Annotated in this window: 9 protein-coding genes, 1 tRNA gene and 1 rRNA gene (1 of these 11 only partly in view); 3 read left to right on the forward strand and 8 right to left on the reverse strand. The window is 41.0% G+C overall.

Features of this window, described 5'->3' with window-relative positions:
• The 5 genes from BET10_RS17665 to BET10_RS17690 form a co-directional block, all read right to left on the reverse strand.
• Positions 1 to 882: a site-specific integrase gene (locus tag BET10_RS17665; protein ID WP_070986914.1), complete on the reverse strand. Its 882-nt coding sequence runs from the start codon at positions 880 to 882 to the stop codon at positions 1 to 3.
• Positions 875 to 1,096, reverse strand: a complete 222-nt coding sequence (locus tag BET10_RS17670) for a hypothetical protein (RefSeq protein ID WP_070986916.1) — start codon at positions 1,094 to 1,096, stop codon at positions 875 to 877. Before BET10_RS17670 ends, BET10_RS17665 begins: the two co-directional genes overlap by 8 nt.
• A gap of 668 nt (positions 1,097 to 1,764) precedes the next feature.
• Positions 1,765 to 2,127: a hypothetical protein gene (locus BET10_RS17675; RefSeq protein WP_070986918.1), complete on the reverse strand. Its 363-nt coding sequence runs from the start codon at positions 2,125 to 2,127 to the stop codon at positions 1,765 to 1,767.
• A gap of 44 nt (positions 2,128 to 2,171) precedes the next feature.
• A protein-coding gene (locus BET10_RS17680; protein WP_096348962.1) for an IS3 family transposase occupies positions 2,172 to 3,322 on the reverse strand; the annotation gives its coding sequence in 2 pieces (ribosomal slippage) (positions 2,172 to 3,046 and positions 3,046 to 3,322; 1,152 coding nt in all).
• 260 nt (positions 3,323 to 3,582) lie between these two features.
• Positions 3,583 to 4,164 carry a hypothetical protein gene (locus tag BET10_RS17690; protein ID WP_070986923.1) on the reverse strand — a complete coding sequence of 194 codons (582 nt, stop codon included), beginning with the start codon at positions 4,162 to 4,164 and terminating at the stop codon, positions 3,583 to 3,585.
• A 352-nt stretch (positions 4,165 to 4,516) separates the two neighbouring features.
• Here BET10_RS17690 and BET10_RS17695 point away from each other — a divergent pair, with 352 nt between their 5' ends.
• Positions 4,517 to 4,753 (forward strand): helix-turn-helix domain-containing protein, encoded by a 237-nt coding sequence (locus tag BET10_RS17695; RefSeq protein WP_070986925.1) that lies wholly within the window; start codon positions 4,517 to 4,519, stop codon positions 4,751 to 4,753.
• Positions 4,754 to 4,842: 89 nt separating this feature from the next.
• Positions 4,843 to 6,177, forward strand: a complete 1,335-nt coding sequence (locus tag BET10_RS17700) for a bifunctional DNA primase/polymerase (RefSeq protein ID WP_139158558.1) — start codon at positions 4,843 to 4,845, stop codon at positions 6,175 to 6,177.
• A 164-nt stretch (positions 6,178 to 6,341) separates the two neighbouring features.
• On the opposite strand, the gene BET10_RS17705 is transcribed toward BET10_RS17700, so the two are convergent.
• The 3 genes from BET10_RS17705 to BET10_RS17715 form a co-directional block, all read right to left on the reverse strand.
• Positions 6,342 to 7,652, reverse strand: coding sequence for a hypothetical protein (locus tag BET10_RS17705; RefSeq protein ID WP_139158557.1), 1,311 nt, complete (start codon positions 7,650 to 7,652; stop codon positions 6,342 to 6,344).
• A 568-nt stretch (positions 7,653 to 8,220) separates the two neighbouring features.
• A tRNA-Pro gene (locus BET10_RS17710) sits at positions 8,221 to 8,297 on the reverse strand.
• A 121-nt stretch (positions 8,298 to 8,418) separates the two neighbouring features.
• Positions 8,419 to 9,837 carry an alanine/glycine:cation symporter family protein gene (locus BET10_RS17715; protein ID WP_070986931.1) on the reverse strand — a complete coding sequence of 473 codons (1,419 nt, stop codon included), beginning with the start codon at positions 9,835 to 9,837 and terminating at the stop codon, positions 8,419 to 8,421.
• 606 nt (positions 9,838 to 10,443) lie between these two features.
• Between BET10_RS17715 and BET10_RS17720 the strand changes: the two genes are divergently transcribed.
• Positions 10,444 to 10,954 (forward strand): 16S ribosomal RNA (locus tag BET10_RS17720); it runs 1,028 nt beyond the window's last position.

Raw genomic sequence — 10,954 nt, forward strand, 5'->3', positions numbered from 1 at the left:
CTATCTTAAATATACAAGAGTAATCTCAGCCCTAAAGTGCCCCATCTCTTGCGAAACGGTCTCTAAGGCCGTTTCATATTTATACCCCAAGCTTTTCAGCTCAACCATCCGCTCTTGAGCATAACTATGCCTAAGACCATGTGCGCCAGTCGAAAATAACAGTGCGCGGTTTGACGCCTTAGAGAACGAATCAGACCACTTTTTACCGCCAGCGATATCATAGCGCTGAAGGTAGTTAATTTTTCTGTCTACCACTGTAATTGGTTGTGCTAAACGTTGTTGTTCTAGCTTATTGGCGAGTGTGGTTGGAATCAGCACATGGCGAATTAAGCCGCCTTTGCCTTGCACAGTATATAGCTCGCCGCTTCGACCATGCCATTTTGAATCTAGGGCAGGGCGTTTATCTGCACTTCGCTCCCTAGCTTTGGCAAGCGTTAAAAGCTCATGGGCGCGCAGGCCTGCGGCATAGGCGATTTGTGTAGCGAGTTGATGCTTTGCTGTTTGCCGATGTGAAATAGCTCTGGCTTGATCTTTAGTGTAAGCCCGAGAACGCTTGATTTCTTCTAAACATGACTTAACTCGATAGAGTGTTTCTTTTGGCTGTAGCTTACCGTTTAGTTGCATCATAGCTTGTATTGCTTGACGCTCCATATCTAGGGCTTTTTGGCCGACAATTTCAGCTCGGTACTCGAGATAAATGCGGGCTTGTTCAATGCTCATAGCTTGAATACCATTAATGCCTATATCTTTAGACCAGTTGGCAACCGTTTTTAGCGACTGCATATAATTTCTTGCAGTGCCTAAAGACTTTATGCGCTGTGCTTTAGTTAGCCCTTTAATAACATTCTTTGCTTGAGTATCAGCTTTGGCAAATTTAGGCATTTTTATCGAGCCACCGCTTAACGGTCGTCCATTGTACAACTATACCTCTCATAGCAAGCCAGCGTTGTAACTCAGCTTTAGTTGCACCCTCGTCATATAGTTTACAAAGTTGAGTGCGGTACTTATCAAGTTTGGATGATTTATGACGTTTACGGGCACGTAGTTTTGTTTGCGCTTTTAATAAAGCGACTTCAGTATTTGGGTTAAAAGTCATGCTTGTTCCTTGGTTGTAAGATTAACTGGCAACACAGTTGCTCAGCGGCACTAAAGCCTATTCGCCCCAGTTAAGCGCAACAGCGCAAGGCTCGGACTGATCTCGCCTAAAATAAAAACCTCAGATACGTGGAAGCGGCAGCAACTAAGCGCCGAATTTGAAAAGCGCCATAAATGTGGCGCGGCATGACATAAATATTAAAACAGTGAGGGTCCTCACTACGTGTTGTCGGCAGCTGAGCAGCGCCGTTTTTCTTCAATGCCCAAAGGGCTAAATCAAGTTTAGGTTAGCGTTAAATAAGGCAGCTTTCAATCTGCAAATAAAAATCTGCGTATAAGCTCAGTAAAACCAAGCCCCCCGCTATGAAGCGAGCGATTTGTCGCTTCGACATAGCGGGGGGCGTAGCCCCTTTTAAAAGAGGAGGAAATTGCTCATGATGCCTCGGTTAAAAGGGCTTGGTTTTATGCAAATTTGCAGGTGTATAAAAACTCATTTAGGCTCAGTGAAGTAGCGAGCGTTGGAGTAAAAGTATGGGTCCCGTTATTGTCGGTAATATCTTAATTCTGAGTTTGGTCGTGTTTTTTGCAGTGTTGTTTCACCGAGAGTTCGAAAAAATTAATAATAAGTAAACAGTTTGGCTGTTTGAACGGAAGATTTGTTTACTAGCTCTATTCTTTCCAATCATAGTCTATTTTTGGTGAGCAATTTCGAAAATCTAGTTTGTACATTGGGTTTCCAAATCCTCTTCTATCAGGTATTTCTAGTGCTCGCCCCTTATTTTTGAAGTTCGCTCTAGGGCCAAACACAATACCTTTTAAGCAGTCTTTTATATCAAGGTACTCAAATTCGTTTTCTGAAAATAAAGATGTGAACATAGTCGCTTGTGGGAATAGAAATAAACTTGCGCAAAGGGTATTTTTGTAATTTTCACTTTTGCTTTTATAGTGTGTACTTTCCTGAATTCTTTTCCCAAAGGTTCGATACCAATACTCACCAGGTAAGATAAAAACCACTACGATAATCACAAGCATTATGAAAGCGGTAATAGCACTGGCCCCTGTTCTGCACAACTAAATCAGGACACTTTTCTTAAGGAACTTAGTTCATACTCCGCTGGCGATAAATCACCATTAGCAGTATGCAATCTTTCTAAATTGTAATAGCGCATATACGCGGCTACGTCTGTTCTCATATATTCTCGTGTTGGCTGAGGCACTTTCAACAACCAATCATGCTTTAAGCTGCCGAAGAAGCGTTCTACAACAGCGTTATCCCAACAAGCACCCACATATCCCATGCTGGCCCGAATACCATAGCTCGCCAATAAATGGCGGTAACGTTTACTGGTGTATTGTGAACCCCGATCTGAATGGAACACTAAACCTATTGGTGGTTGGCGCAAGTTATACGCTTTTATCATCGCTTTACTTACTAAGTCTGTCGTCATGCGCTTATCGATGTGCCAACCGACGATTCGTCTGGAGTATAAATCCATTACTATTGCTAGGTACATCCAGCCTTCACCTGTTCTCAAGTACGTGACATCACCAGCCCAAACTTGATTTGCAGCTACAGGATTGAAGTTTTGATTCAATAAGTTATCAGCTACGCTATCACTGTGCTTGCGCTTCGTCCTCACCTTATAAGCAACCCGTTGCGTCACGGTTAAGCTAAGCTTTTTCATGAGCTGTTGAACTCCATAATTACTCACCTGAAAGCCCTCCTTGCATAACCGTTTCTTTAACTCTCGGTAACCCAAGCTATTTCGACTGTTTTTAAAAATAGCTTTGGCTCTTCGATATAGATTAAGCAGCTCAGGTGCAATGCGCTTCACAGGCCTATTTAGCCAAGCATAATAAGCGCTGCGACTCACACCTATTACTCTGCAAAGCTGCGTAACAGGAAATATCGACGAGAGTTGTTTTATCGTTTTAAACGCTATTTGGTTTCCTTTAGCAAGAGGGCACTGGCCTTTTTTAGGATTTCCTTTTCCATCCTAAGCTCTTTATTTTCCTTACGAAGTTTCAACAACTCAGCTCGCTCATCAGCATTTAAGCTTGGTCCAGATTGCTCTGCTTCAAGCTTAGCTTTCCAGTTGTATAGTAACTTATCTGTGATCCCTAAGGATGCTGCTGCTTTCGCAACGCTGTAACCTTGTTTAGTGACCAATGCCACTGCTTCTTGCTTAAACTCAGCTGGATAACTTCTATTTGTTCTTTTTGTCATTTTACACCTCGATATTTGGATTATATTCCATTATCAAAGTGTCCTGTATGATTAGAGCAGATCACCCTAAGAGCATCGTCGAAGATTGAAAGTCAAAACTTGGCATGTAGCGGATATGGGCATAGTAGATAGTAAAAATCGACCCACCAAGTAGTAATATTGATGACCAAAATATGGTGCCCTAGTTGTTATAAAAGTATTCCTTTAACTTATTGATATCCATTACTTTTTCCACGTTAAGTATCGTTGCTTATTGTGGGCTAACCCCAGTTCATCAAGTCTGCTTGCAGCCCAAAAGGTTGAAATAGTTTTTGGCCAAGAGGAAGCCCCGAGTATATTTCACCAATGCTCCTAGGAAAATGACTACAGCTAGCTCGTTCTAGTAACTCTCTTTCTAGGTATAGATTCGCAATATAAAGCCCCGCGAGAGACTCTAATACGTTACCGAGGTTGGCTTTGGGGAAGTGTTCTCTGCGTTCATGCTTTACGCTGTTATAGTTCGACCACCAAGCAGGGGATTTACCCTTTTCAAATGCTTTCCATGGGATGTATTGCAATTCGAACTCAAAGGACAGCACTTCCTCCGCTATCAGCCCTCGTTGATTTTCAACTATCCACTGACGATAAATATTTATATTTGCATTTTTCCCCTTTTTGGAGGGGCATATATCACATATTTCTTTGAGTACCACCTCAACTTCAGCACAAATTGCAAGATAGAGTTTGGCCAGCTCTATGGAGTATGTTTTGAAATTGTCAGGGGCAAAGTGTATGTAGCGAGACAAAGCGTATACATCTGATTCGAGCGAGAGATAATAGCGCCAATGTAGGTTTTGTTTCATGGTTTCCTTACGTAGCGCACATTTAGGGCTGAGTACCTTTATAGTGCACTGTCTGCTTATATTTATTTTATCCAATTATTTACACGGTTATCTTAAATTAGAAGACTAGTAAATTACTAGCGTAAAAGTTGCTTCTAACTTCTTGATATCTCACACTCAATCATTTATATTCACAAATGCGCACGTTTGCTGCGTTCCTGCGAAGGGAGTCACTTCGGTGACTGAAAACAGGCGCCTTTATGGCTGCCTTCAATACGTAAAGAGGAAGTGGATGTTGCTTATGCAATGTTCAGGCAATAATTTAATTAAAGAATAATGCCCTTCGCTCCTTTTAACGTATTGGAGGGCTGTCATGTCATCATCTCAAACCATTTCAGTTAAAGACTTAGCTGAGCTATTACAATTATCACCACGCACTATCCACAACCGAATTAGCGCTCAATCAAAAGCAATAGAAGCTGGTGAAAACCCAGAAAGCTACCAAGTACAGCGTTTAGCACCACCTTCGATAAAGTTAGGCAAATCACGTTTGTTTATACGGGAAACCGTTGAGCAATGGCTTGCTCGTTTTGAAGGGGTGAAGATGTAAGGAAGGCGAAAGGGGTTGCTTGACCGGCGATACCCCAACCGCACTTTACATCTTCAAATTATATGCTTGCCTTAATAGAAAGGCCACTCTTGTCGTGGCCAGAGTATGCTATTGCCTCACCAAAAGGTTTTTACGAGTTAATAGACTTTCATTCACCCAAATATGTGAGGGCACTTTTTAGTCATAACCACGAATCAGGTAAAAAGATCTTTTTATTGGGAAACCGAAAGTCCAGTAAGGTCACAGATTTAAAAACTTTTAAAAGAAAAACAACTAGGTATGTTCAAGGTGTATTGAATAGCAAAAGCGAAGCGGTTAACAATTACTATAGTCCAAATGAGTTTTATAGTTGGCCAAGAGCGATAAATTTGGCTCTTTTCAGGGCTAACTGGATTGATATTGATGTTACTGAAAAAGTTGACGCAACAAAGGTGCGAGAGCTTGAACATGACTTAATTGAAAAAGTTATTCAAATTTTAAAAAAGAATAAGATACCACCATTTACAGGCTATGTTTGCTCGGGTTCTGGCGGGATTCATTTATATTGGATTTACGCTCCTGTTGACGCTTCTCAAGTTAATAAAGAACTGTGGAAAGCGATAGCAAACATATTAATTGAAAGTTTACAAAGCATACGCTCGTTATGGTACATCGACAAGGCCGCATCAAAAAGGGCTTATGGAAATCTGCGTATACCAGGCTCTGTTCATGGGCGAACAGGTTTACAAGCAAGGTTTTTTGGCGGTGGCCCTAAGTACCAATTTGAAGAGCTACTAAACTATCTCAATTTGGAGTCATTAAGGGATAGCTTGAGATTAGAAAAAGAATTGGGAGTTGTTAGGTTGCCAATAGAACCTAAAAGCAATAAACCCAAACAACAAATTCAAAGGCGTTACGGTCACAACATTAAGGATTGGTGGTTCAAATGTATAAACACCCTTCAAATTCATTTTCGTAAGCAAGGCAAGGTTCCTAAAGGCAAACGTGATAAAACAGCATTCATTCTATTTGTTGCCTTGCAACATCTAAATAAAGACACAGCTTTTGAAAAGCTGGTAAAAATAAATGATGAGCTGATAGGTTTTTCACTCGAAGAGTTAGACGGACTGACAAAAACGGCAAAAAGCACTTTCTACAAATACAATAAAGAAACACTAGCTGAATACCTAGAAGACTTACTTTACTACCGTCCTGAATACTTGTGTACGACGCCCAAAGTTAAGCTATCAAGTGATGAAATAAAGCAAAGGCAGAAAAAAGCGGCCAAAGATACGGCTACTAAGAAGAGAAATAACTCTGAAGAGATCGTGCGAGAAGCTTTTAATGAATTGATAAATGAAACAGGCAAAAAGCCCACTCAGAGGCAAGTTGCGGAAAGGGCTGGGGTAGGGTTAAGAACTGTAAAGAGGTATTGGATTTGCTAAGGGTAAATACCGGAATTTTCAACTCAAAGTTTGATGTAATTCTCTTGTTCTGTCAGATATTGATAAATAGTACTTTATCAACTCTGACAGTCGCATAAGTGCCAAGCGTGAACATAGGTAACGCCTTATTAAGTTGAGTCGTAGGCGTAACTGAGATTGAGTTGTTAACTGTCTTTAGTTAGAAGAGCGTTCATTTCACGGTAAAACTCAATAGTTGATTGGGGCGATGAATGCCCCTCTATTGATGAGTACCATGATTGACCTATCTCGAAAATGTCAGCAATATATAGGGTCTTTTGTCGCCATTCATCGTTTCTTTCAGGTGCAAGTATTGGTAGCTGAATAGCAAATAAATTTAGTGGTGTAATATTACCAATAGCAAATTTTGCTTTTTCCCCTAGATCATATGCTTCAATAATTTCTAATATGGTCAAAGATCCTAAATGCTCAAAGCACATACTAAACAATTTTTCTTTAATCTCGAACGGCGCATCTTTAGATAATGGTGGTAAAATATGATCTTTGGGATGAATATTATTTTGAAGCATTACTCTCAAAGTCTTTAAAGCTAATTTTACAGTTTTTTCATTAAACGCCTCAAATACTGGAATCTGAGAAACAAATTGTTCCCAGCACATTAGTGCGTTAGCTGCAAGATTGTTATTGTCTACTAGACCATCAAAATTGTCTTTTTTCGCAGATAATGCTGAAAGGTAAAATTGCTTTTCCAATTTATCATTTGGCATTTTCTCAAGTTGAACTTCTGTAAAATCACATGCCCAGCCAAGAGCTGGTCGGTTAGCTGCATTTTCGATCATTTTACTTATTTCTGAAGATATCCTTTCAATGTTAGACCAATACATTTTAGGCCAATCTGATTGATTAATAATGCCATTTGTATTATGTAACGGAGAAGGAGAGATTGCGATATCAACTAAATCAGGTCTAGCTCGAACACCATCTAATCCAGTAAGGGCGATATAGAACATCATATTTTCGTTTACCCATTCGAAACGCTCCAAGTCTTTAGACGTAAGTTTGCGAGTATCGGTTGGAAAACCTCTTTCATTGATCCAGTCAAGTTGGTCTTGTTTAAGTTTACCTTTGGCAGTTTTCCAACTAGCATGGACAATAGCATTGCGAATATATTTTATTGCTAGATAATCTTCGAACACTTTAGCTTGAACATTGATCCCTTTCTCAACGAAAACCTCTCGCAGATTCTTTATACGATTTTCATTAGATATACCCGGAGCAAAGTATTCGTTCAAAATATTAAAGTTATCACGTTCACACCATCGTTCCAGCATAGCCTCTATGCTTCCTATCATCATAATAGAATAAATCCTGCAGAAAGAAGCGTTGCACAAATCGCTGTTTTCATTACGAAGAGGGTGTGTGAGTAGAGCTGTACGAGCTTCTTGTAGATGTATGAGATCATCAGAATATGTATCAGTAAATTCATCAATTTTCATTTGTATGCCTCGGACCACTAGTTTTAATGACTGAAAATTAGTAGCTTTATCAGAGGACATATTGCCTATTTTGGCAAGAATACATCCTTATTTTACCAGTTTCTATTATTAGCAAATGGTGTAACTTATTACCAGATATAAATATTGTGCTTTTTGAAGGTTATTTTAATGAGTGAGGAACAACAATAAACCTCTTTATTACTTCGTCAAATAACTCACCTGGCTGACCGTTTATCACTCAAACTTGCCTGTTAGGCTAAATCCCAGCCTAATTAATTAAAGTAAATGGTTCGGTATGAGCTACTACAATCAATAGTCAGTTAATTGGAAGCTTTGTATTTGAAAAGCTTTTATGCAACTTTATGATGAGGAAGGTAACAAAGGTGCCATTAGCTGTCTTCCTATATATCCCCCCCAATCAACACCCAATCTAACTCAAAAAATAGAAATTAAGTTAAGATAAATATGGTGCGATAAATGTGCGATATAGAGTTAGATGTTGCTGACGCTTAGTGCGAAAAATAGAAAGAAGAATTGATGTAACTTATTGACTAGGGAGAGGAAAAGCTGGTCGGCATAGCAGGATTTGAACCTGCGACCCCTGACACCCCATGACAGTGCGCTACCAAGCTGCGCTATATGCCGACTTGGGTGTAACTATACGGATATTTTTTTGAAAGGCAATAAGTAGTTGGTTTGTTTGGACATTAAATGAGCTTGTTAGGGTGCAACTGCCTGCTAAACAAGCAGTCACCCTTCTGGGGGCTTATTTAAACCAGATACCTTTTGGTAGGGTCTTTTTAAGCTCTGGGTGTTGATTAGCATCAAACACTGGGGTCTTTCCAGATTTAAGTTGTTGATTGTAATCTTTATAGAGCCAAATCACCGCGCCCGATAGCATAAACAGCGCAATAACGTTAACGATTGCCATCAGACCCATAGAAACATCCGCCATAGTCCAAATTACACCTAGCTCACCAACGGCGCCAAACATCACCATGCCCAGCACACATAGGCGGAAAATTGCCATACCGTGTTTATGATTATGTTCTAAGAACATCAAGTTGGTTTCGGCATAGGAGTAGTTGGCAACGATTGAAGTAAATGCAAAGAACAGAATCGCGATGGCAATAAAGGTTGCGCCCCAATCACCCACATGCTCAACCAAGGCGGCTTGCGTTAACGCAATACCAGTTACACCTGATTCAGGAACCAGTTGATTAGATAACAAGATCAAAGCGGCTGTAGCTGAACAGATAACAATGGTATCAACAAATACGCCCAGCATTTGCACATAACCTTGGGAAGCAGGGTGGTTAGGGTTAGGTGTTGCGGTTGCCGCGGCGTTTGCAGCGCTACCCATACCCGCTTCGTTCGAGAACAAGCCGCGTTTGATCCCCTGGATCATCGCTTGCATCACGGCATAGCCAATAGCGCCTGCACCTGCTTGTTCAAATCCAAAGGCACTGTTAATGATCTGCATAAATACATCTGGGAGTAAATCGTAGTTAATCGCGCTGATATAAAGGGCAACGAGCAAATAAGCCAAAGCCATAAAAGGCACGACTAATTCGGCAAACCGTGAAATGGTCTTTAGGCCACCAAATATAATAAAAGCAGAACCAATCACTAGAATGATGCCCATTATATATTTCGGTACGTCAAAGGCTACTTCAAACGCCGCTGCAATCGAATTGGCCTGTACTGCATTAAATACCAAACCAAAAGCGAGAATAAGGCATAAAGAGAACACCACCCCCATCCAACGTTTACCGAGTCCATACTCCATATAATAAGCAGGGCCACCACGGAAGTTTCCGTCTTCGTCTTTTGTTTTATATAGCTGGGCTAGGGTGCTTTCGGCAAAGCTGGTGGCCATACCGATTAAAGCGATAAGCCACATCCAAAAGGTTGCACCTGCGCCACCTAAATAGAGTGCAACCGCAACACCTGCCATGTTGCCTGTGCCAACTCGTGCTGCAAGTGATGTACAAAAAGCCTGAAAAGAGGAAATCCCCGTATCGGCACCACTACGGCTATTGGCCATCACTTTGACCATATATGGAAACTGTCGAAATTGAATAAAGCCCAAACGGAGTGTAAAGAATAAACCTGCTGCTATTAATAGATAGATGAGAACGTGTCCCCAAAGCAATCCACTAACAAAGTTTAAAATATCAGCCATAACTACAAAGCCTACTTATTATATGAACGGAAAATCTGGGCGGGTAATCTAGCACATATATATAGAAGAGTCTTTTAAAGGTCACAAAACGAAGGTTATCCACAGTTTTTTGTGGGTAACTTGTGTGAGTTTGGTGTGTAATTGTGTATAGGTAAAAAGGATTAAAAAAAGTGTCATTTTCTACAAAAACCGCTTGCGCTTTTTATTCGCCGCCCTATAATGCGACCCCACTGACACGGAGCGCTACGCTGAATAAGCAAAGCAACAACGGGTCAGCGTCGAGTAAAACTTAACTTTGCTTTTTCTTACCAAGAAAAACTTGAAATTAAGTGTTGACAAAAAATAGGGAATGCTTAGAATGCACACCCCTAGCGAGATGAAGCCAAGCGCTGAATCATCTCAACGTTCTTTAAAAATATGAAGCAATCATCTGTGTGGGCACTCGTACAGATTGAGTTCTAACAAAACATTTAGAGTCTCAATTGAACTGAGTGACCAACGGAATAAACATAGTTTATTCAGCACAGTCAATTCGTTCTTGGTAACAAGAACAAAATCAGAATTCAATGAGCGCCGTTTGAAGTTTACTTCAAACAAAAAAACTTTTAATTGAAGAGTTTGATCATGGCTCAGATTGAACGCTGGCGGCAGGCCTAACACATGCAAGTCGAGCGGAAACGAGAATAGCTTGCTATTCGGCGTCGAGCGGCGGACGGGTGAGTAATGCTTGGGAACATGCCTTTAGGTGGGGGACAACAGTTGGAAACGACTGCTAATACCGCATAATGTCTACGGACCAAAGTGGGGGACCTTCGGGCCTCACGCCTAAAGATTGGCCCAAGTGGGATTAGCTAGTTGGTGAGGTAATGGCTCACCAAGGCGACGATCCCTAGCTGGTTTGAGAGGATGATCAGCCACACTGGGACTGAGACACGGCCCAGACTCCTACGGGAGGCAGCAGTGGGGAATATTGCACAATGGGCGCAAGCCTGATGCAGCCATGCCGCGTGTGTGAAGAAGGCCTTCGGGTTGTAAAGCACTTTCAGTAAGGAGGAAAGGTTAAGTCTTAATACGGCTTAGCTGTGACGTTACTTACAGAAGAAGCACCGGCTAACTC

The organism is Pseudoalteromonas amylolytica (assembly GCF_001854605.1).
GTDB lineage: Bacteria > Pseudomonadota > Gammaproteobacteria > Enterobacterales > Alteromonadaceae > Pseudoalteromonas > Pseudoalteromonas amylolytica.

Bases quoted from the DNA above. Each gene is read 5' to 3' on its own strand.
- BET10_RS17705 (WP_139158557.1), bottom strand. From the start codon at position 7,652: ATGAAAATTGATGAATTTACTGATACATATTCTGATGATCTCATACAT.
- BET10_RS17665 (WP_070986914.1), bottom strand. From the start codon at position 882: ATGCCTAAATTTGCCAAAGCTGATACTCAAGCAAAGAATGTTATTAAA.
- BET10_RS17670 (WP_070986916.1), bottom strand. From the start codon at position 1,096: ATGACTTTTAACCCAAATACTGAAGTCGCTTTATTAAAAGCGCAAACA.
- BET10_RS17715 (WP_070986931.1), bottom strand. From the start codon at position 9,837: ATGGCTGATATTTTAAACTTTGTTAGTGGATTGCTTTGGGGACACGTT.
- BET10_RS17690 (WP_070986923.1), bottom strand. From the start codon at position 4,164: ATGAAACAAAACCTACATTGGCGCTATTATCTCTCGCTCGAATCAGAT.
- BET10_RS17695 (WP_070986925.1), top strand. From the start codon at position 4,517: ATGTCATCATCTCAAACCATTTCAGTTAAAGACTTAGCTGAGCTATTA.
- BET10_RS17675 (WP_070986918.1), bottom strand. From the start codon at position 2,127: ATGCTTGTGATTATCGTAGTGGTTTTTATCTTACCTGGTGAGTATTGG.